Source organism: Paenibacillus sp. MAH-35 (genome assembly GCF_058135425.1).
In genome coordinates, this window is the sequence record NZ_JBYUPU010000021.1 from 93202 (window position 1) to 113343 (window position 20142).

Sequence of the window (20142 nt, forward strand, 5' to 3'; positions counted from 1 at the left end):
AGCGCTATTCTTATAAACCAAAAAAAGAGGAGGTTAGCTCATATCATGAACTAACCATCCTCTATTTCCGTTTCTACAATGAACCCAGTCTAAATGATGAACCTCAGGACAGCATGCCAGTTTCCCGGCACTCCGCGTTCCATCTTTATGATAACAGAGTTTACTTGATCCTAAGTTCCCGTTACTCAAAAGTGAATTCCGGATCGGTATTAATAATAAGAAAACATTTCGGAAAGCATGCTGCTCAAGAAAAATACAAAAATGATAACGTTAAGTACGATTCCGATGACCACCCAGATTAAAGCCGCTTTTGCATAATTGGCTTTGCTCGGATTCGTATTGCCTCCGAACGCCCAAACGAATAACATCACGATGTTTACAATCGGAATTGCCATTAACAAAATAGTAATCATCCAGTCTTTAAAAGATACGACCGGCGCGGTTTGGTTGCCAATAGCAACGTTTTGTTGCGTATGGCTCATTTGCGGCTCCATGAAAAACGCTCCCTTATTTATCCAAATTTCTAAGGATGCAGGACAATAGCTTTATTTTTTCCACAAACTAAAGCCCAACTTCCTTTTAACATTTCAAATAATAGTAGAAATTTGGAAGAAAAGCAAGAAGGAATTGAAAAATATAACAATTGGAGGGTTAGGGTTACGACAGGGAAGTTGGGGGCGTTGGGGTGACTCCAGGGGAAGACGAGCCGTTCGAGAGGTACGACCTCGAGAAACACACCTGCGGTGAGATACGATCGTTGGTGCACTGATACGGGCCAATACGATGAAACCCCGCGCACTATGAGCCGCGAGCAATGAAAAAGCAGCCCTACACATGTGGGCTGCTTTGTTGCAGCAAGCATTATGACTTTTTCAGCAAGCCGCTTATTTCATTCAGGTTTTCCGCAAAGCCAACAAATACTTTGTCACCAAAAACAATCGTCGGCACGATCTGCTTCCCGGTGAGGTTCCAGACTTCTTCCGGATATTTCGGGTCTTCTTCGCAGTTATAATCGGTATAAGAAATGTCATTTTCCTTAAAGTAGCGCTTGGCAAAGTTGCAATCACTGCATGTGGGGATCGTAAAGATTTTTACCGGTTCGTCCATCTTTGTTTTCTCCTTACATGGTGAACTTACATCTATTTATCCCTCAACGTTATATCCTTTTTTACGAATGACTTCCTGAATGTCGGAAATCTGAACTTTCGATTCGTCAAACCGGACATCGACGGTGCCTTGTTCAAAGTTAACGTGGCCTTCCGCTCCAATCGCGTTGATGGCTCCCTCAATTCTCGGAACACAAGAACGGCAAGACATGCCTTGTACTTTAACGGTTGCCTCTTGCATGCTTTTCACCTCCTTTCGTCAGCGTTACGCCGATGCTGTGATTTGTTGCAGCTGCTCCAGCGTCACGCGGTCTACGAATTTGCTGAATTTCTCTTTGCCTTTGGCATGTTCCTTATAGAAGTCAATGATGGCTATGACCACAGGAACCAATTGTTCTTCTTTCAATCCGGAATGAAGCCGTTTCGCAAACATGGGCTTCAGCCCTTTGGATTCACCGCCCACGTACAGATCGAACGTATCGCGCATTTTAATCACGCTAATGTCCTTAATCAGCGGCTCACTTGTCCCTAACGCGCAGCCGGCATATCCGATTTTTAAGGGCATTGGTGTCGAAATGCCAGCGATCGCTTCGTTTAAGGCTTGGGCTGCCGCGAGCCCGGCTTCTTCAGCGCCTTTACAAAAATTGCAGGCGATCAGGCTTTTGGTGACAAAGCCCGCCGGATTAACTTCCAGTCCGCTTTGCTCCAGTTCGGCCTGGATCGCATCACGCTTCTCCACCGGCACCTCCGCATACAGCTGTTTGAACGGCGTCATTTCCACTTTGGCTTCCGATCCGAGCAGATGACTGATGAGTCCAAGCTGTTTGGGTGTGAACAGGCTGCCGCCGAGCTGCACCGGAGGGCTGATTGCAATTTTTACGATCTCTCCCATTCCCATTCGCCCCTTGCTTTATTGAATTTCCACGACATAAGGGACCGTAAAGACTTTGCCTTGGTGCTGGAATTGCCCCCAAATTTTATAGGTGCCCGGATTCGGGAAGGCGGTCATAAATTCCGCGGCCGGTCCGGATGCTTTTTCGTTGGCGGGATGCACATGAAGGTACTGCTCCGCGTCCTCCGAAAGAACGACGACGTGTCCGACAGCGCCGAGGTATTGCTCCAGATTGCGGATGCCTTCTTTCGTTTTTTCGTCTTTGACGGTAAACGTCAGCTTAGCCTCATCCTTTGCTTTTATGCTGCTTAAATTCAGTGTGACTTCTTTGCCATCAACAACTTTCACGAGCTCCGCATCCGCTTTGACTTTTTCCTGCGGTTTTGTTTCTCCTTCTACCTTCACCCACTTGCTAAGGGTGGTGCCCGATCCGCCTTTCGGAACAAAATCCGCAAAAACTTTATATTCTCCGCCTTTCGGAAACGAGGTTTCTACCGTAAACGTCCCTTTGCCGTCCCATTCGGGATGGATGTGGCTGAAGTAGGATAGATCCTTATTCACGATGATGATATGCATCAGTTTTTCATGGTTCCATTCAAAATCATGAACAGCTTTGCCATTGGTATCTGTTACTTGAACGTTCAGCTTCGTGTTCTCGGATGCTTTAGCTGTTTCTGATGCAAATGTAAAGGTAGCTTTATAGTTATCTGCTGCATGACCGCCTGTATCTTGACCGCCATGGTCCCCATGGCCGTTATCGTTAGCTAGGGAACTTATTGCTCCGCCTTGATGGGAACCGCCATGTCCATCCGCACTCTCCTTGGGCGTACCGCAAGCGGACAACAAGCCTACAGCCAAAGCACCAGATAACATAAGCATCATCCTTTTTTTCATGTTAGGGTTCTCTCCATTCTAACTTCCTGATTAATGTCGTACTTTCACACGCTGCAAGCGAAGCGCATTAAGGACAACCGATACCGAACTTAACGCCATCGCTGCACCTGCCACCCAGGGGGCTAGCAAGCCAATCGCAGCAATCGGGATGCCGAGCGTGTTATAGCCCAGCGCCCAGAACAGGTTTTGCTTGATATTGGCCATCGTCTTGCGGCTCATGAAGATCGCATCGGGAATGCTCGACAGATCGCCGCGCATCAAGGTCACATCCGCTGCTTCCATCGCAACATCCGTTCCGGTGCCAATCGCCATGCCGATGTCCGCTGTCGCCAGCGCCGGCGCATCATTGATGCCATCGCCAACCATCGCCACTTTTTTGCCTTGAGCCTGCAATTTCTTCACTTCCTCGGCTTTGCCTTCAGGCAGCACTTCCGCCCGAACATGGTCTATGCCGACTTGGGCTGCAATCGCTTTGGCCGTCCGTTCGTTGTCGCCGGTAATCATGATGACCTCAATGCCCATTTGCTTCAGTCGGCTCACCGCCGCTTTCGACGTTTCCTTGATCGTATCGGCTACCGCTACCATACCGGTATAACGATTGTCGATTGCGACCAGCATGGCGGTTTTGCCTGCTTCCTCCAGACGGGACATCGGCTCATAGGCCGCCTTCGCATCCACGTTATATTTCTCCATCAAGCGGCGTGTACCGACAAGCAGCTCCCGGCCTTCTACCACGGCTTTGATGCCGTAGCCTGGAATAGCTTCAAACGATTCGGTTGCCGGCAGCTCGATCTGTTTGGCTTGAATGCCGGCTACAATCGCTTCTGCCAGCGGATGTTCGGAATTTTTCTCGGCTGCGCCGACGAGCCGGAGGAAATCCGTCTCGTTGTCTTGCGTTATCACATCGGTCAGCTCCGGCTTGCCTTTTGTGACGGTGCCGGTTTTGTCCAGAATGATCGCATTGATCTTGTGCGTCTGTTCCAAATGCTCGCCGCCCTTGAACAGGATGCCCAGCTCCGCCGCGCGGCCGGAACCGGCCATAATCGAAGTTGGCGTAGCCAAACCGAGGGCGCACGGGCAGGCAATAACGAGAATCGCAATAGCAATTTCGAGTGCATGGGCAAAGTCGCCAGGCGTAATGAAGAAGTACCAAACCAGAAACGCCACAATCGCAATCCCTACAACAATCGGAACAAATATGCCGGAGATGACATCGGCTACCCGCTGAATCTGCGCTTTGGAACCTTGCGCTTCCTCTACGACTTTAATGATTTGCGCCAGCGCCGTTTCTTTGCCGACTTTGGTAGCCTTGATGCGCAGGACGCCGTTTTTGTTGATAGTAGCCCCGATAACCGCATCACCAGCCTTCTTCTCGACCGGAAGGCTTTCGCCCGTCAGCATCGATTCATCCACCGATGACACGCCTTCCAGCACTTGGCCGTCCACCGGTACTTTATCGCCAGGACGAACCAGCACGACATCCCCCACAATAACATCTTCCACCGGGATCGTTAATTCCTGGCCGTCCCGAACGACCAGAGCCGTCTTCGCTTGCAGCCCCATCAGTGACTTGATCGCTTCCGAAGTGCGTCCCTTGGCCAGTGCTTCGAACAATTTGCCCAATATGACCAAGGTAATCAGCACTGCGCTGGTTTCGTAGTAAAGCGATGGGCCATGATGCATTTGATCCCCCGCGATGTACCAGTCGATGGTCATATACAAGCTGTAGAAATACGCAGCCGATGTTCCAAGCGCAATCAGGACATCCATGTTTGCGCTGCGATTGCGCAGCGCCTTATACGCGCCGACATAAAACTGCTTCCCGATATAGAACTGTACCGGTGTGGCCAGCAGGAGTTGAACCCAAGGATTCATCAGGAAATCCGGCATGTAAATCCACGAAGTAAAGGAGAAGTGACCTACCATCGTCCACAACAGCGGAAAAGAAAGAATGGCCGAGATGAGTAATTTCCGCTTCTGTCCGCGAATCTCACGAACTCGATGGTCGCCCGCGTTCTGGTTTTCCTGCTTGACCAGAGCTTTGTAGCCCAGCTTTTTGACTTTTTCCTGCATGTCCTCAACCGTGATTTCACCCGCCGAATATTCGACGCGGGCCGTTTCCATCGCAAAGTTTACGGTTGCGCTCGTTACGCCGGGCAGCTTGCTAAGCCCTTTCTCAATTTTGTTGGCGCAGGCTGCACAGGTCATACCTTCCAGATTAAACTGCGCCACTTCCGTAACCGTGCCATATCCGAGCTTCTTGATCGTATCTTCCAGGTTTTTTACATCGACCTTGGCCGGATCGTAGGTGACATTCGCTTTTTCCAGTGCAAAGTTGACATTCGCCGTGCTCACGCCATCCAATTTAGTAAGTCCTTTTTCAATCCGATTGGCGCAAGCGGCGCAAGTCATGCCTGTTATTTGAAAAGACGACTGTTTCGTCTTAGCTGCTGAAGTATCCACAATGCTTCACTCCCTTGTCGAATCGCTTATCCTACGTCATATCCCTGATCTTCAATAGCTTCCTTGATCTGATCCAGGGTAACCTTCTGCTCATCGAACGACACATCGACCGACTCGCCCTTCAGGTTTACTTTTCCGCTTACGCCGATTTCTTTCAGCGCACCTTCAATAGAGTTCACGCAATGCTGGCAGCTCATGCCTTGTACATTCAATGTCACGTTTTTCATGTTTCTTCCGTCCCTTCACGAACTATATAGTGATTTTCACTTATTACTTGCTTTCGTTAATAGTATACCCCCGTACCCTATACTAGTCAAATATTTTTTTATTGCTTTTACATTACCCTTTATTTCATTAGCTTATTCATGGTACACAGCAGTTCCGTTATGGCCGTCTCGTCACTTTGTTGAACGCGCTCCACAATACACGTTTTCAGATGATTTTCAAGCAGCAGCTTCCCCACTCCTTTTAAAGCGGACTGCGCGGCGGCAATCTGATTCAGGACATCATCGCAATAAGTATCCTTGTCAATCAGCCCTTTGATTCCTCTAATTTGTCCTTCAATACGATTCAGGCGATGGGTTAAGCTGCTTTTGGCTTTTTCGGAATGATGACTTTTTCGGATTTCACCGGTTGAGCAGCAGATTTGATGACTAACCTGATCTTCGATCTTCAAGTTCATGCTCATGAGACTCGCCTCCTTTACCCTATATAATACTATACCCCCTAACCCTATTATAAGTCAAAACCTTTTACTTGACATTCATTTTTTGATACACCTATAATAAGATCAATAATACATATGAATATATGCTCATATATTAGTGGTTGGAGGGATTTTTATGTCAGAACATCATCACTCTCATGGACACGACCATGGACATACCAACAATAACAAGAAGATACTGCTGATTTCATTCGTGATCATCACAGCGTATATGGTGATCGAAGCTGCAGGCGGGTTTATTACGAACAGCTTGGCTTTATTATCGGATGCGGGCCATATGCTATCCGACTCCTTGGCCTTAGCCATTGCCCTGCTTGCCTTCAAGTTTGGCGAAAAAGCGGTGAGTACAGGGAAAACTTACGGGTACCGGCGCTTTGAAATACTAGCGGCTACGCTCAATGGATTAACCCTGATCGGCATTTCCCTGTACATCTTTTATGAAGCGATTGAACGTCTTGCCAACCCGCCGGAAGTCGCCACGGTCGGCATGCTCATCATCAGCACCATCGGGCTGCTGATTAACATTCTGGTTGCCTGGATTATGATGCGCGGCGGCGATACGGAGCATAATTTAAACATGCGTGGCGCCTTCTTGCACGTCATCAGCGACATGCTAGGTTCTGTAGGCGCTATTGCGGCCGCTCTGGTCATGATGTTCTTCGGCTGGGGCTGGGCTGACCCGCTGGCCAGTGTGATCGTCGCTGTGCTCGTCCTTCGCAGCGGATATTTCGTGAGCAAATCCTCCCTGCATGTATTAATGGAAGGAACTCCGCGCAATATGAAAGTGGAAGACATTGCGCAAGCGATCCTGAAGGTCGAAGGCGTCGAAGGTGTGCATGATCTGCATATTTGGTCGATTACTAGCAACATGCATGCCCTGACCGCCCATATCGTAGTGGATGGGAACAAGACGGTATACGAAACGGAAGCCCTACTGCACAAAGTGGAACATATGCTGGAGCATAAAGACATCCGCCACGTAACCTTACAAGTGGAATCGGAAAAACACAAGCATGAGGACAACCTCTTATGCAGCATTAAAGCGAGTCCGCCCGATGCACACGCCCATCACAATCATTAATGGCAAACTATCAAAACATCTTGAAAAAGCCGAAACAAATCCAGGAGCTACTCCTGAAATCTGTTTCGGCTTTTGTATGTGAGTTGCAATCTTTTTTTATTCAGTTACAAAGTATATTGTTCAGTTATGCATTCAGCCCGACATGCCCCGCCCAACCTCACTCCACCGTAACCGACTTCGCCAGGTTACGTGGCTTATCAACATCATTGCCGCGCGCAAGCGAAGCATAATAAGCCAGCAATTGCAGCGGAATGACCGACAAGGCCGGTGTTAACAACGGCACGGTACGGGGGATCTCAAAGACGAGGTCGACCGCTTTGTGCAGCTCTTCATTGCCTTCCACCGCGATACCGAACACTTGTGCGCCGCGTGCTTTTACTTCCTTGATGTTGCTGATCGTTTTCTCCAGCAGCTGCTCTTGCGTACCCAAAGCGATCACCGGGATGCCTTCCTCGATCAAGGCGAGCGTCCCGTGCTTCAGCTCTCCAGCCGCATAAGCCTCGGAGTGGATATAGGAGATTTCCTTCAGCTTTAGCGACCCTTCCAAAGCTACTGCATAATCCAGCCCGCGCCCGATGAAGAACAAGTCGTTATGCTCCGCGATCTGTTCGGCATACTGCTTAATTTCCTCCGCGTGGCTCAAAATCGACTCAACCTGCTCCGGCAGCTTCTGCAGCGCGTCCAGCGTCTCCGCAATATATTCCGCTTCACGGGTACCGAGCGTCTGAGCCAGATGCAGTCCCAGCAAGTAAAAGGCGATCAGCTGGGACGTATACGCTTTGGTGGAAGCCACTGCAATCTCCGGTCCTGCCCAGGTGACGATCACATCGTCAGCCTCGCGCGCTACCGAGCTGCCCACCACATTCGTAATCGCGATGACATGGGCACCGCACCGCTTCGCCTCGCGAAGAGCGGCAAGCGTATCGGCCGTCTCCCCCGATTGACTGACGACGATAACGAGCGTATTCGCATTAATAATCGGAGAGCGGTACCGGTATTCTGAAGCTACATCGGTCTCCACCGGGATGCGCGCCAGCTGCTCGATGACCGATTTCCCGACAAGGCCGGCATGATAAGCGGTTCCGCACGCCACGATATGAATGTTATGAATGTCCCAGATTTGCTGTGCGGTAAGCTTCACTTCGTTCAGAACGACACGCCGGCCCGAGGCGTCGATCCGGCTGCCCATCGTATCCCGGTACGCCTTCGGCTGCTCGTGGATTTCTTTCAGCATAAAGTGATCGAATCCGGCTTTTTCCGCCGTCATCAGATCCCAGTCGACATAAAACGTTTCCCGGGAAATAAAATTCCCCTCAATCGTCCGTAAATCGACACCGTCCCGTGTCAAAACAGCCATTTCCCCGTCGTTTAAAATATAGACGTTTCGCGTATATTCCAAAATAGCCGGGATATCCGATCCGATGAAATTTTCCCCTTCGCCTACCCCGATAATGAGCGGGCTCGCCAGGCGAACCGCAACCAGCTTCTCCGGTTCGTACTCGGTCAATACGCCAAGCGCAAAGGCACCGGTCATTTTTTTAACCGCCTGCTGAACGGCTTTCACGATATCGCCCTCATAGAGATCGGCGATCAGGTGCGAGATAACCTCCGTATCCGTTTCCGAGACGAACTGATGTCCCTTGGCGGTCAACTCTTCTTTCAAGCTCATATAATTTTCAATAATGCCGTTATGAACGACAGAAAATTTGTTGGAATTGTCCGTATGCGGGTGGGAATTAACGTCCGACGGTTTGCCGTGAGTCGCCCACCGTGTATGACCGATCCCAATCGTCCCGTTCAGCGGCTCCTGCTCGAGTCTCGATTCCAATACGGCCAGACGCCCCTGCGCCTTCTTGACCACCAGTCCGCTTCCTGTAAATACGGCAAGCCCGGCCGAATCATATCCCCGGTACTCCAGCTTTCTTAAGCCGTCAATCAAAATACGCTGCGAATTCCGCTTGCCCACATATCCAACAATACCGCACATAGGTATCCTACCTCCGATGAATGGATGAATTCAACCTGTGCGCTCTTTATATCCAGCATCCGAGCATGACAAATAAACGTACGCACGTCCATTTTTTAGCAAACGTATTCTGTTGTCAAAGAGCGCCGTCAGGCTGTGAGTTGTCATACTATTCCGTAGCGGACCGCAGGAAACCAGACCTCCCTATTTCCGTTCATGGAGGCGTCCCCGCCGGTCCGTTGTTTATATTCGTATCTCGCATCTTGCGGAAGCTTTGTGAGCCCGGTCGCCCAAGCTTTTTCCATTTCCGCTTACGGCCTGATGCTGCTGCCGAGAGGTCCCCGCCGATTATTCCGAACACCTCTACCTCGTCCGCTCGCCTGTTGCTCGGCACGCCCTCATCCGTTCCGGCGACCGCAGGCAAGCGCAGGCGCTTGTACCGCGTACAACCTCCGCCCACCTTTCCATTTCAAAGTGATAGTAACATCATATTCAATTTGACGGTTTAGCGCAACCTGCAAAAATCGCAGATTTCCGGGATAAATGAATAAAAATCCCCCGGAAGCTCGTCCGGAGGACTCATTTTTATGATACATAACGTATCGAATAATAGCATTAAACCAATTCTTTTTGAACAACTTCGACAATTTCCGCTACGTACGATTCTACCGTCGTTTTGTCCGGTCCTTCGGCCATGACCCGAACGAGCGACTCTGTGCCCGACGGCCGAACGAGGACACGCCCGTTGCCTGCGAAACGCTGCTCGACATCGCGGATCGTCTGCTCGATCGCGGCATTGCCTTTCAGCTTGCTCTTATCGGCGACCCTCACATTGACGAGGACTTGCGGATATTTGCTCATCAGGCTTTTGAGCTCGCTCAGCCGCTTGCCGGACTCCACAACCGTCTGTACGAGCTGCAACGCGCTCAGAATGCCGTCTCCGGTCGTATTATAATCGAGGAAGATCATATGGCCGGACTGCTCGCCGCCGAGGTTGTAGCCGCCTTTGCGCATCTCCTCCATCACATACCGGTCGCCGACCGCCGTCTGCACCGCATTCATGCCAAGCTGCTCGACGCCTTTGAAAAAGCCGAGGTTCGCCATGACCGTCGTCACGATCGTGTCGTTCTTGAGCGTTCCCGCCCGTTTCATCGCTTCTCCGCAAATACTCAGCATATAGTCCCCGTCGACCTCTTCGCCCGTCTCGTCGATAGCGATCAGACGATCCGCGTCGCCGTCGAACGAGAGGCCCAGATCGGCTCCCAGACGCAGCACTTCGCGCTTCAGATCTTCCGGATGCGTAGATCCGCAGTTATCGTTAATGTTACGGCCGTTCGGCTCCGCGCCGATCGTATGAACGTCGGCTCCCAGATCGCGGAATATCGCCGGAGCGAGCTCGTAGGCCGCCCCATGCGCGCAATCGAGTACAATTTTAAATCCTTGGAAGGAACGGGAGATCGTCGTCTTCAAATAATCCGCATACCGGAACTTCGCTTCCGGATCGTCGCTGACAGTGCCCAAATCGCCGCCTACCGGGCGCGGCAGTTCATCCGTCGCCGCATCAAGCAGCCGCTCAATCTCCAGCTCCGTCTCATCGAACAGCTTGAATCCGTCGCTGCCAAAAAACTTGATCCCGTTATCTTCCACCGGATTATGGGAAGCCGATATCATAACACCGGCGTCCGCTCCGGACGTTCTCGTCATGTAAGCCACTCCCGGCGTCGAGATGACGCCCAGACGCACGACATCCGCCCCGATCGACAACAGGCCGGCTACAAGCGCAGCCTCGAGCATCGGTCCGGAGACGCGCGTATCGCGCCCGATCAGCACAACCGGCTTCTCCGCATGCTGGGTTAAGACATAACCGCCGCAGCGGCCGATTTTATAAGCAAGCTCCGGAGTCAGCTCTTTGTTCGCTATACCCCGAACCCCGTCCGTTCCAAAATATTTTCCCATTCGACTAGTTCCTCTCCTTTGGTTGCACCGGCTTATCTGTAGTTCCTAGGCTTCGGCGTTTTCCTTCGTCAAAACACGGTCGATCGCGCAGCGGAGATTACTTTGCGGTAATCTCCACTACAGCTTTCGTATCCTGTTCCACCTTTTTGACGAATTGCGGCAGATTCAGGTTTACGTTCACCGTATGCTCGCCCGGAGGCAGGTTGCTTACGTCGACGATCGCCTGGATGTCCTGGGCCTTCAGCTTCGCAAGCGTCGCCGGCGAGCCCTCCACCGTTATATTCAACGTACCGCCTTGCGGCGTTTTGATTTTCGTGTCGAAATTATTGTTTTGCCCGATAATCGTAATCGGTACCTGCTCCAGCGTCTTTTTATCGGACGGCACAATTTGAACTTTAACCTCCACTTTGGTCGGATCGAGCAGCGTGATTCTCGGCTTCAGCGGAATATCGAGCGTGAAGTCTTTGTTTTCCTTCAGCCCGTTCAAATCGATCGGCGGTCCTTCATAGAAATCTAGCGTATTGAGCAGCTCCTGCGGCCCGTAGACCGTGATCTGGTCGATCGAAGACTGGAAGGCGGAGACGCTGTACCCCGGCGCCGGTTCGCCGACGATTTTGAGCTGCATCGGCATCTTCTTAAACGGTTGGGTAATTGGCACCTCTACATCGACGACAGGCGGACTGATCGAGACATTCAGCACCTTGCCGTTCTTATCGAGCGCCACCAGCTTCACCTGCTTCGTAACTGCGGATTGCGCGTTGTCGACATTAACCTCGGCTTTCACCGTGATCGCTTCGTCCATCAGGCCGCTAGGCACCGTGAGTATGACGCGCCCCGGCTTCGCTACAGGCTGGCCGGCCTTGAAGCCGTTAGCCGGGTTGCCGATCAGATCGACCTGAACCGGCACTTCCTTCATCTGCTTCTCTTCCAGCACGACTCTCGCGTACGGCGGGAATATCGATACTTTAACCCCTGTCGGAAAATCTTTCGCGACAAGCGTCACCGTATTCTCGCCAACCTTCGCGTTAGTCAAGTCGAGTACGATCTGATAGGGAGTGACGCCTATTTTCTTAAGAGCGGCTTCCTTGCCCTGCACCCGGATCATGACTTCCGTCGGGTCCATCGATTCGATATGCAGCTTGTTGCCGTCGAACACCGGCGTTACTTTGACGTTGTAAATTTCTTTCTCCTCGGCAGCGGAGAAGCCTCCGCCGGTCGTAGATTTACTATCCAGATGTACGACGGCCCACAGCAGGATGCCCAACATGAGCGCGATCACTTTTACGACATTCGTATTGCGAAGCCATTTATCCATCATGCTGCGTATCCCCTCTCTTCCGCTTCCAGAAAGGAGTTTTCTCCTTGGCTTTGGCCTTCGGCTTCAATTCCTCGAACAGCTTCGAGACGAGCGATTCCTCCTTGATATCCCGCACGATCTGGCCGTTGAGGGCAAGCGAAACTTGACCCGTCTCCTCCGAGACGACTACCGAGATCGCATCGCTCACTTCGCTCATCCCGATCGCCGCGCGGTGACGTGTCCCAAGCTCCTTGCTAATGAACGGATTTTCCGATAAAGGCAAGTAACAGCCTGCGGCCATAATACGGCTTTTCCGGATAATGACGGCTCCATCGTGCAGCGGCGTATTCGGAATAAATATATTGATCAGCAGTTCGGATGTGATCTGCGAATCCAGCTGAATGCCCGACTCCACATAATCGTTCAGCCCGGTTTCCCTCTCGAATACGATCAGCGCCCCGATTTTGCGTTTGGACAAATAATTGACCGCCTTCAAGATCTGCGAGATCCGGTGCGTCACTTCATGCTCCTCGTCCGTGGAAGAGCGGCTGAACAGCTTCCCCCGCCCAAGCTGCTCCAGCGCCCGGCGCAGTTCCGGCTGGAAGATGATAATAACCGCCAGCACCCCGAAGGTGAACATCTGGTTCATCATCCACTGGAGCGTATTCAAGTTAAACCATATACTGAGCGCCCAGGCAAGGACAACGACGACGATCCCCTGCAGCAGTTGAATCGCGCGCGTCCCCCGCATAAGGAGAATCAGCTGGTAGATGACGTAGCTGACGATCAGGATATCGATTATATCTTTAATTCGGATTTCCGTTAATAGTTCCATCCCAGTTCCCCCATGGGCCCACAGGAGCCTCTCTATGTCTGTTCGCAGTCCGGCTGGCGGACCGATGCCGCGGGATTTTGCAATTTGTCGCGTCATTTTAAATCATACCATATTTTCAGCAAAAAACCTCTCTTTCCGAAAAACTTGAAGGCTCGAATGTTGCAGCATGTCTATCCATGAGCCGCGGCGCGAATCGTGCAGCATGAGACGTCCGGCCCTGATCCTGATCGGACTTGTCCGGATCTTGCATGCCCGCAATTAGCCCGGTAACAATCCAAACGCCCGCTTGTCCTGCCTGTTCATAAAAAAAACCGCATGCCGGCGGCGAATTGGAGCTCGCTGCAGCATACGGGGTTATTTCGTAAATAACGATATCATTTGATTCACCTTGTACCAGATCCATTCCGCCGCCTGGTTGACACTCGTAATATCGCCAGATATTTGAGCGGTGGAGGCAAGGGCGTAATTGCCGTCAATGACGGTCAAATTGCCGTTGATCTTGCCGTTTACTTCGACCTGCCCGTTCTCTATGATCAGATTGCCTTGTACCGTCTTGCCTTCCGGAACGACGACGGTATGTCCTCTGATGACGAGCTGTTCCATGTCACCGTGTACGACAAGCTCTGTATTCTGGTTCCACATCGAGAGGAAGCTGCCGAGCATGACCACGAAGAAGATCGCAGCAACCGAGGCTGCCGGATGCCGACGAACCCACTTCATCCAGACGATGCGTTTGGCCGGAGCGGGCAAGCCCTGCATGATGAATGCGGTGGTCAAATGACTGGGTGGAGGTACCGGCTTCAAGGAGGAGACGAGCGCTCCCGCCTTGTCGAGCTTCGCATAACGCTCGCGGCAGCCCGGACATGTTCCCAGATGCTTCTTCAACTCCGCCGCTTCAGGACCGTTCAGGTTTCCGTCCAGATGGTCGTGCATCAAAAGGATGGCTTCTTTGCAGTTCATCTTTCGTGCCACTCCTTTCCTTACATTTTAGTGCATAACGAATCGTATCGTACAATACGTGACTGCTTCGTAATCGTTTCAACAATTTCTCCAGAAACCCAAATTATTTATCGGGCCTACAGCAGCGAATCTTTCTCCAGCCGTTCCCGTAAATATTCGCGCCCGCGGTGAACGCGGGTTTTTACCGTCGTAACCGGCATATTCAGCACTTCGCCGATCTCTTGCAGCGACATATCGTGCAAATACCGGAGGATCACCGCCGACTTGTACTTCTCCGGCAGCGCATCGATCGCCTTGCGCACCTGCTCCTGCGTCTCCGACAGCAGCAACTCCCCTTCAGGCGTCCGCTCCCCGCTCGCCAGCATCGAGTACCAATCGGTTCCTTCGCTGTCGCTGACTTCGGCGTCCAGCGAATACGACGCCTTGCGCTTCCGCAGACGGTCGATGCACAGATTCGTTCCGATCCGGTAAATCCACGTCGAAAATTTCTGCGTATCGTCAAAGCGGTTCAAATTCGTATATACGCGCAAAAACGTCTCCTGAACCACATCCTCCGCTTCTTGCACATTATGCAGCATCCGGTAGGCCAGGTGATAAATTTTATCTTTATAAAGGTCGACCAGTTCGGCAAACGCCCGACGGTCGCCATTGCGAGCCAGCTTCGCCAGCCTCGTTTCCACAAAATTCACCGACATGCCCCCCATCCCGGCTCACGCCCCGCTCCTTCGCTCACCCTGGCTGTTCAGGCCCGGGAAGAACAAAGATTCGGAAACGACGATTCCGAGAAGTATGAAAACAACTCCCGCCCACTGGACGGGCATTACCGGTTCGCCCACAGAAGACCATCTGGTCTCTACCGTGAACCAAGTACCGCTCCTTAACTAACACTGCCGCAATAACCGATATAAAGTCGGGAGCTCCGGGTATATACGCACTCCATCACAATCGTTATTCACGTTAATTGAAACTTAAAACCCAATTGACCAAGATACGTTCAATCGAGACCACCACGGTTATAGAAAAACGGGGTAAACCGTCAGACCGAATAGCCCGACCGACGCCAGCCGGGTCCAAGGCTCCCGGAACCGATTCGCTCACGCTTTCGGAATAAACAATACTATCCACCGCAAAATTGCCGTACTCATCGATATACGACCAGCGCTGAGCCGGACGTTCGTCAACCCTCCGTGGCACGCCATCTTGACATACAGAGACAGCATCACCTAACAGGATGCGCCGAACGGTACGAGCATGATGCGCTCCAGAACCATGCAGGATGCTGCACCTGATCAGCCGAGTCACTCTCTCCCGCAGGCGGACATACCGCTCTCTTATCACTTTACATTTTTTCATGAAAAAAGTCGAGAACCGTCTCTGTTCAGAAACGTTCCCGACTTTGCGACTCGTCATCCGATGGTAAAAAGTCTCGATCAGCCTGTATTTCTCAAGCCGGCTGCAATTCCGTTAATCGTCAGCAGCACTTCGCGCAGCAATTCCGTAGTCTCACTCGAATTGTCAGACTGCGAGCGAAGCTCGGTCAGCAGCTGTACCTGCAAGTAGCTTAACGGATCTACGTACGGATTGCGGAGCTTGATCGATTCCTGAATAACCTGCTGGTTGTCCAGTATTTCGTTCTGGCCTGTAATTTGCAGAATAAGCTGGGACGTCAGCTCATATTCGTCGTTAATTTGATCGAAGATCCGTTTCGCAGCGTCCTGGTTGCTGGACATTTGCGAATATTCCTTGGCGATCAGCAAGTCCGCCTTGCCAAGCGCCATCTGCAGATTATCGATCATCGAGCTGAAGAACGACCAACTCACATACATCTGCTTGAGCGTCTCCAGATTGTCCGGCTTGCCCTGATAAAAGGTTTGCAGGCCCGATCCCGCGGCATACCAGGCTGGAAGCAGGTACCGGCTCTGGGTCCAGCCGAACACCCATGGGATGGCGCGCAAATCCTCGAACCGGTCGCTGCCTTTCCGCTTGGCCGGACGGGAACCGATGTTCAGCTCACCGATCTCCGGCAGCGGCGTAGATTCTTTGAAGAACGTATAGAAATCCGGATCGCGGAAAATCAGATCCTGGTATTTCGTTTGCGCCTGCTCGGAGATCGACTTCATAATGACTTCGTAGTCGTGCTCGTTGCTGTCCACCTGCTGGTGCTTCGACAGATGGGCGCTAGCGATCAGCGCCGACGTAGCCTGCTCCAGGCTCCGGTAAGCGATGCCTTTGAGCGCATAACGCGAAGATAGCACTTCACCCTGTTCGGTAATCTTGATACCGCCGCCGATCGTTTCCGGAGGCTGGGCCAGAATGCTCCGGTTCAGCGGCATACCGCCGCGTCCGAGCGCTCCTCCGCGTCCGTGGAAAAACTTAAGTTTCACCTGATGGCGCTTGGCGACCTTGGTGATCTCCTTAAGCGCGACACGCAGTTCCCAGTTGGCCGTAATGACGCCGCCGTCCTTGTTACTGTCGGAGTAGCCCAGCATTATCTCCTGGATATGGTTAAAATCAGGGATGCTATTCCGGTACGCCGGAATGTTAAAGACCGTCTCCATAATGCCTGGCGCTGCATGCAGGTCGTCGATCGTCTCGAACAGCGGAGCAGGCTGCAGTGTACAATGGACCGTACCGTCTGACTCCCGGCGATACAAACCGACTTCTTTGCCCAGTACCATAACCTCGAGCAGATCGCTTGCGCCCTGAGTCATACTAATCAGATACGTCGTAATACATTTGCGTCCAAACTCGGCTTGTGCAGCCTTGATCGTTTTGTACACGTTAATCACTTCGAGCGTCGATTCCGAATATTCCAGGTATGGAGACATCAGCGGACGCGGGTCCAGCAAAAGATCGCTAAGCAGCTTGATTTTCTCCTGTTCGGAGAGCGCCGCGTAGTTGTCGACGATATTCATTTTGGCTAAAATCTCGCCCATCGCAGCTTCATGTTCCTTGCTGTGCTGACGGACGTCCAGACCGGCCAGGTGGAAGCCGAACAACTCGACCTGACGGATAAGCTTCCGAATGTAAATATCCGCCGTATACCCCGCGTAATGGCTTCGCAGACTGCGATCGATCAGCCACAAGTCTTCGAGAAACTGCTCGGGAGTCGTGTATTTGGCCTGACTGTTCTTAGTACCGTGAGACTGTGCGTTGATAATCTTCTCGACCATATACTTCAGCTTGATCCGATACGGCTCGTTATCGTTACGCCATACGTCCTCGGACTTCAAGCGGATGTGCTCCTTGTCGCTCTCGATCGAGGCAAGCAGCTCCGGAGTCACCTTGACAATGTTCGTGCTGAAGCTCAGATGGTTCATCAGTTCGTCGAGCTGCTGCTCGTACTTCTGGAGAGCGAGCTGCCGGTGCATCGTCAGCGTCTCCCAAGTAATCTGCGCGGTTACGGACGGGTTTCCGTCACGGTCGCCGCCGATCCAGGAGCCGAACCGCAAAAACGCAGGAACGTGCCAGTCGACATCCGGGTAATATTTATTCAAGCAGCGTTCGAGCTCCTGATACACTTCCGGGAGAACATCGAACAGCGTCTCATCGAAATAGTACAGTCCGTTGCGGACCTCATCGAGTACGGTTGGCTTGCGATCCCGAAGTTCATCGGTTTGCCACAGGGTAAGCACTTCGCTGACGAGCTTCTCGCGAAGCTGTTCTCTTTCCCTATTCGTCAGAGACGGGTTGTCCAGCTTCATCACATCGCTTGCAATCCGCTGGTGAATCTCCAGAACGACACGCCGCGTCGCTTCCGTCGGGTGAGCCGTCATTACGAGCTCAAGCGAGATCGTTTGCAAAATATCTTGCAGTTCCGAAGGAGGCACGTTGTCCTTATGAAGCTCGGCGATGATTCCTTCGATCGATTCACGCTGAATCTTCTCGCCCGCGGAACGCTCGTAATCGCGCTTGCGGCGAATGCGGTGGTTCTGCTCGGCAATATTCACCAATTGGAAATAAATCGCAAAAGCGCGAATGACGTTATGCCGGTCTTCCGGACTGAGCGAACGGACTACGGTTTTGAAATCTTGAAACAAAGCTTGCTCGTAGGAAGCTCTGAGCGTTTTGCTCATCTCGCGGATTTGTTCGACCAGGCTAAGCAGCTCCTGGCCGCCCTGATGGATCAACACTTCCCCCAGTATGGTCGTTAGAAAGCGCACGTCCCTGCGCAGCAGATGATGGCTCGAATTGCCTTGATTCGGTTCGATCGTTACTTCCGTCATCATGTTTCCCTCCATCCCCTAGGTCATTCGGCAATTATCACGGCATAACTGCTATCACGCAGTAATAACCCGATTTCCCGATGTAGAAACATCGGAGCACCCGGGCACACGCAAAAAAAGACCTCACGGTCACGATTTCACACCCAACTGCCGAATGCCTTTTACGTACCGCCACTCATACAACTATGTCCTTTCTATCTTATTGGTTAACGGGCGATAATTCAAGTGCAAAATCCGACAAGATGCTTGTTCCCGGTATCCATTTCTTGCACTTCAAGCATACTTTACCCACGTTAGAAATCTATATCCAAGTGTTAAGGTAGTTTTTGGGGATACCAACGTTCGAACGCGCTTGTCTCATGCGAGTCCAATTCAGAATAATGAAGCAACATTCCCCTGCCGGGTGAACATACGCTTCTTCTAACCGATGGACGACTTATGTACAATGAAAACTAAATCCTAACGTCTCAAACAACAAAAAAAGCTCTGATTTCTCAGAGCTTTGTCGGCGAAATATGAAAGCGGGTGATGGGAATCGAACCCACGCTACCAGCTTGGAAGGCTGGAGTTCTACCATTGAACTACACCCGCAAAAAGAAAAGTCGGGACGACACGATTTGAACATGCGACCCCCTGGTCCCAAACCAGGTGCTCTACCAAGCTGAGCTACGTCCCGATACCAAGCTATGTGATTAAAAATGGCGTGCCCTGAGAGATTCGAACTCCCGACCTTTTGATTCGTAGTCAAACGCTCTATCCGGCTGAGCTAAGGGCACATCATATATGGAGCGGACGACGAGATTCGAACTCGCGACCCTCGCCTTGGCAAGGCGATGCTCTACCACTGAGCCACGTCCGCGTATGAAGAAAAGATGCGCGTGGAGGGACTTGAACCCCCACGGTCGCCCGCTAGATCCTAAGTCTAGTGCGTCTGCCAATTCCGCCACACGCGCTTAATTAAATGTGAGCCATGTAGGACTCGAACCTACGACACCCTGATTAAAAGTCAGGTGCTCTACCAACTGAGCTAATGGCTCTCATGAAGGGAATACTGGGGATCTAGGATTCGAACCTAGGCATGACGGAGTCAAAGTCCGTTGCCTTACCGCTTGGCTAATCCCCAACGTACTGAGATGGTGCCGCCGAGAGGACTTGAACCCCCAACCTACTGATTACAAGTCAGTTGCTCTACCAATTGAGCTACAGCGGCGAATTATGGTGGACGCTGACGGGATCGAACCGCCGACCCTCTGCTTGTAAGGCAGATGCTCTCCCGGCTGAGCTAAGCGTCCTCATCAGTAGATTTGCCATAAAGTAAGCCCATTATGTAATCATCGGTAACATTACTTTATGGAAAACAATGACCCGTAGGGGATTCGAACCCCTGTTACCTCCGTGAAAGGGAGGTGTCTTAACCCCTTGACCAACGGGCCGTGTGTCCCCCGCGTTATGCGAGAGAAGCTTCCAACCGGGATCGAACCGGTGACCTCATCCTTACCATGGATGCACTCTACCTACTGAGCTATGGAAGCATGGCTCCCCGAACAGGACTCGAACCTGTGACAACTCGGTTAACAGCCGAGTGCTCTACCAACTGAGCTATCAGGGAATATGTGAATCGCTTGGCAACGTCCTACTCTCCCAGGACCCTGCGGTCCAAGTACCATCGGCGCTGGAGGGCTTAACGGTCGTGTTCGGGATGGGAACGCGTGGATCCCCTCCGCCATCATCACCAAACG

The 20142-nt window shown here is 51.8% G+C and carries 16 protein-coding genes, 12 tRNA genes and 1 rRNA gene; 1 reads left to right on the top strand and 28 read right to left on the bottom strand.

Annotated features, from left to right (window positions below; genetic code table 11):
- Nucleotides 1-209: 209 nt before the first annotated feature.
- The 8 genes from AC3Y2E_RS21100 to AC3Y2E_RS21135 all read right to left on the bottom strand — a co-directional run bounded on the left by AC3Y2E_RS21100 (nucleotide 210) and on the right by AC3Y2E_RS21135 (nucleotide 6043).
- Nucleotides 210-494 carry a hypothetical protein gene (locus tag AC3Y2E_RS21100; RefSeq protein WP_379213832.1) on the bottom strand — a complete coding sequence of 95 codons (285 nt, stop codon included), beginning with the start codon at nucleotides 492-494 and terminating at the stop codon, nucleotides 210-212.
- A 367-nt stretch (nucleotides 495-861) separates the two neighbouring features.
- Complete coding sequence (locus tag AC3Y2E_RS21105) at nucleotides 862-1107, bottom strand: glutaredoxin family protein (RefSeq protein WP_379213834.1); 246 nt, start codon at nucleotides 1105-1107, stop codon at nucleotides 862-864.
- Between the two features lie 36 nt (nucleotides 1108-1143).
- Nucleotides 1144-1347 (bottom strand): heavy-metal-associated domain-containing protein, encoded by a 204-nt coding sequence (locus AC3Y2E_RS21110; RefSeq protein ID WP_379213836.1) that lies wholly within the window; start codon nucleotides 1345-1347, stop codon nucleotides 1144-1146.
- A gap of 24 nt (nucleotides 1348-1371) precedes the next feature.
- Nucleotides 1372-1998 carry a nitrite reductase gene (locus AC3Y2E_RS21115; RefSeq protein ID WP_379213838.1) on the bottom strand — a complete coding sequence of 209 codons (627 nt, stop codon included), beginning with the start codon at nucleotides 1996-1998 and terminating at the stop codon, nucleotides 1372-1374.
- Between the two features lie 18 nt (nucleotides 1999-2016).
- The gene (locus tag AC3Y2E_RS21120) at nucleotides 2017-2892 is read right to left on the bottom strand and encodes a DUF8832 domain-containing protein (RefSeq protein WP_379213840.1); all 876 of its coding nucleotides are present in this window, start codon (nucleotides 2890-2892) and stop codon (nucleotides 2017-2019) included.
- A 30-nt stretch (nucleotides 2893-2922) separates the two neighbouring features.
- The gene (locus AC3Y2E_RS21125) at nucleotides 2923-5355 is read right to left on the bottom strand and encodes a heavy metal translocating P-type ATPase (RefSeq protein ID WP_379213842.1); all 2433 of its coding nucleotides are present in this window, start codon (nucleotides 5353-5355) and stop codon (nucleotides 2923-2925) included.
- Between the two features lie 26 nt (nucleotides 5356-5381).
- Nucleotides 5382-5582 carry a copper chaperone CopZ gene (gene copZ / locus AC3Y2E_RS21130; RefSeq protein WP_379213844.1) on the bottom strand — a complete coding sequence of 67 codons (201 nt, stop codon included), beginning with the start codon at nucleotides 5580-5582 and terminating at the stop codon, nucleotides 5382-5384.
- Between the two features lie 119 nt (nucleotides 5583-5701).
- Nucleotides 5702-6043 (bottom strand): metal-sensitive transcriptional regulator, encoded by a 342-nt coding sequence (locus AC3Y2E_RS21135; RefSeq protein WP_379213846.1) that lies wholly within the window; start codon nucleotides 6041-6043, stop codon nucleotides 5702-5704.
- A 154-nt stretch (nucleotides 6044-6197) separates the two neighbouring features.
- On the opposite strand from AC3Y2E_RS21135, the gene AC3Y2E_RS21140 reads away from it, so the two are divergent.
- Nucleotides 6198-7163, top strand: coding sequence for a cation diffusion facilitator family transporter (locus tag AC3Y2E_RS21140; RefSeq protein ID WP_379213848.1), 966 nt, complete (start codon nucleotides 6198-6200; stop codon nucleotides 7161-7163).
- Between the two features lie 157 nt (nucleotides 7164-7320).
- Here the strand turns inward: AC3Y2E_RS21140 and glmS are convergent, their stop codons facing one another.
- The 20 genes from glmS to rrf all read right to left on the bottom strand — a co-directional run bounded on the left by glmS (nucleotide 7321) and on the right by rrf (nucleotide 20140).
- A complete protein-coding gene (gene glmS, locus AC3Y2E_RS21145; RefSeq protein WP_379213850.1) occupies nucleotides 7321-9150 on the bottom strand; it encodes a glutamine--fructose-6-phosphate transaminase (isomerizing) in 1830 nt (609 codons plus the stop codon).
- A gap of 594 nt (nucleotides 9151-9744) precedes the next feature.
- On the bottom strand, nucleotides 9745-11085 hold the full coding sequence (gene glmM, locus AC3Y2E_RS21150) for a phosphoglucosamine mutase (protein ID WP_379213852.1): 1341 nt from the start codon (nucleotides 11083-11085) through the stop codon (nucleotides 9745-9747).
- A 97-nt stretch (nucleotides 11086-11182) separates the two neighbouring features.
- Entirely contained in the window at nucleotides 11183-12403 is a 1221-nt protein-coding gene (locus AC3Y2E_RS21155) for a CdaR family protein (protein WP_379213854.1), read from the bottom strand.
- Nucleotides 12393-13217 (bottom strand): diadenylate cyclase CdaA, encoded by an 825-nt coding sequence (cdaA, locus tag AC3Y2E_RS21160; protein WP_190931746.1) that lies wholly within the window; start codon nucleotides 13215-13217, stop codon nucleotides 12393-12395. Before cdaA ends, AC3Y2E_RS21155 begins: the two co-directional genes overlap by 11 nt.
- Before the next feature lie 354 nt (nucleotides 13218-13571).
- Nucleotides 13572-14177: a zf-HC2 domain-containing protein gene (locus AC3Y2E_RS21165; RefSeq protein ID WP_379213857.1), complete on the bottom strand. Its 606-nt coding sequence runs from the start codon at nucleotides 14175-14177 to the stop codon at nucleotides 13572-13574.
- Between the two features lie 116 nt (nucleotides 14178-14293).
- On the bottom strand, nucleotides 14294-14866 hold the full coding sequence (gene sigW, locus AC3Y2E_RS21170) for an RNA polymerase sigma factor SigW (RefSeq protein WP_190931744.1): 573 nt from the start codon (nucleotides 14864-14866) through the stop codon (nucleotides 14294-14296).
- A 741-nt stretch (nucleotides 14867-15607) separates the two neighbouring features.
- Nucleotides 15608-18403 (bottom strand): phosphoenolpyruvate carboxylase, encoded by a 2796-nt coding sequence (ppc, locus tag AC3Y2E_RS21175; RefSeq protein WP_379213877.1) that lies wholly within the window; start codon nucleotides 18401-18403, stop codon nucleotides 15608-15610.
- 520 nt (nucleotides 18404-18923) lie between these two features.
- Nucleotides 18924-18994 (bottom strand) — tRNA-Gly (locus AC3Y2E_RS21180).
- 11 nt (nucleotides 18995-19005) lie between these two features.
- Nucleotides 19006-19079: transfer RNA gene (locus AC3Y2E_RS21185), tRNA-Pro, on the bottom strand.
- A 23-nt stretch (nucleotides 19080-19102) separates the two neighbouring features.
- Nucleotides 19103-19179 (bottom strand) — tRNA-Arg (locus tag AC3Y2E_RS21190).
- A gap of 8 nt (nucleotides 19180-19187) precedes the next feature.
- Nucleotides 19188-19262, bottom strand: a tRNA-Gly gene (locus tag AC3Y2E_RS21195).
- Between the two features lie 14 nt (nucleotides 19263-19276).
- Nucleotides 19277-19356, bottom strand: a tRNA-Leu gene (locus tag AC3Y2E_RS21200).
- A gap of 11 nt (nucleotides 19357-19367) precedes the next feature.
- Nucleotides 19368-19440: transfer RNA gene (locus tag AC3Y2E_RS21205), tRNA-Lys, on the bottom strand.
- Nucleotides 19441-19454: 14 nt separating this feature from the next.
- Nucleotides 19455-19526, bottom strand: a tRNA-Gln gene (locus AC3Y2E_RS21210).
- Between the two features lie 11 nt (nucleotides 19527-19537).
- Nucleotides 19538-19613 (bottom strand) — tRNA-Thr (locus AC3Y2E_RS21215).
- Between the two features lie 6 nt (nucleotides 19614-19619).
- A tRNA-Val gene (locus AC3Y2E_RS21220) sits at nucleotides 19620-19695 on the bottom strand.
- 69 nt (nucleotides 19696-19764) lie between these two features.
- Nucleotides 19765-19836 (bottom strand) — tRNA-Glu (locus tag AC3Y2E_RS21225).
- A 26-nt stretch (nucleotides 19837-19862) separates the two neighbouring features.
- Nucleotides 19863-19935: transfer RNA gene (locus tag AC3Y2E_RS21230), tRNA-Thr, on the bottom strand.
- 1 nt (nucleotide 19936) lies between these two features.
- Nucleotides 19937-20012: transfer RNA gene (locus tag AC3Y2E_RS21235), tRNA-Asn, on the bottom strand.
- A gap of 11 nt (nucleotides 20013-20023) precedes the next feature.
- Nucleotides 20024-20140 (bottom strand): 5S ribosomal RNA (gene rrf, locus AC3Y2E_RS21240).
- Between the last annotated feature and the right edge of the window lie 2 nt (nucleotides 20141-20142).

Excerpts from the sequence above, each read along its gene's own strand:
- AC3Y2E_RS21165 (WP_379213857.1), bottom strand. The coding sequence starts at position 14,177 with ATGAACTGCAAAGAAGCCATCCTTTTGATGCACGACCATCTGGACGGA.
- glmM (WP_379213852.1), bottom strand. The coding sequence starts at position 11,085 with ATGGGAAAATATTTTGGAACGGACGGGGTTCGGGGTATAGCGAACAAA.
- AC3Y2E_RS21155 (WP_379213854.1), bottom strand. The coding sequence starts at position 12,403 with ATGATGGATAAATGGCTTCGCAATACGAATGTCGTAAAAGTGATCGCG.
- AC3Y2E_RS21120 (WP_379213840.1), bottom strand. The coding sequence starts at position 2,892 with ATGAAAAAAAGGATGATGCTTATGTTATCTGGTGCTTTGGCTGTAGGC.
- AC3Y2E_RS21105 (WP_379213834.1), bottom strand. The coding sequence starts at position 1,107 with ATGGACGAACCGGTAAAAATCTTTACGATCCCCACATGCAGTGATTGC.
- cdaA (WP_190931746.1), bottom strand. The coding sequence starts at position 13,217 with ATGGAACTATTAACGGAAATCCGAATTAAAGATATAATCGATATCCTG.
- AC3Y2E_RS21135 (WP_379213846.1), bottom strand. The coding sequence starts at position 6,043 with ATGAGCATGAACTTGAAGATCGAAGATCAGGTTAGTCATCAAATCTGC.
- AC3Y2E_RS21100 (WP_379213832.1), bottom strand. The coding sequence starts at position 494 with ATGGAGCCGCAAATGAGCCATACGCAACAAAACGTTGCTATTGGCAAC.
- AC3Y2E_RS21140 (WP_379213848.1), top strand. The coding sequence starts at position 6,198 with ATGTCAGAACATCATCACTCTCATGGACACGACCATGGACATACCAAC.
- copZ (WP_379213844.1), bottom strand. The coding sequence starts at position 5,582 with ATGAAAAACGTGACATTGAATGTACAAGGCATGAGCTGCCAGCATTGC.
- AC3Y2E_RS21115 (WP_379213838.1), bottom strand. The coding sequence starts at position 1,998 with ATGGGAGAGATCGTAAAAATTGCAATCAGCCCTCCGGTGCAGCTCGGC.
- ppc (WP_379213877.1), bottom strand. The coding sequence starts at position 18,403 with ATGACGGAAGTAACGATCGAACCGAATCAAGGCAATTCGAGCCATCAT.
- glmS (WP_379213850.1), bottom strand. The coding sequence starts at position 9,150 with ATGTGCGGTATTGTTGGATATGTGGGCAAGCGGAATTCGCAGCGTATT.
- AC3Y2E_RS21110 (WP_379213836.1), bottom strand. The coding sequence starts at position 1,347 with ATGCAAGAGGCAACCGTTAAAGTACAAGGCATGTCTTGCCGTTCTTGT.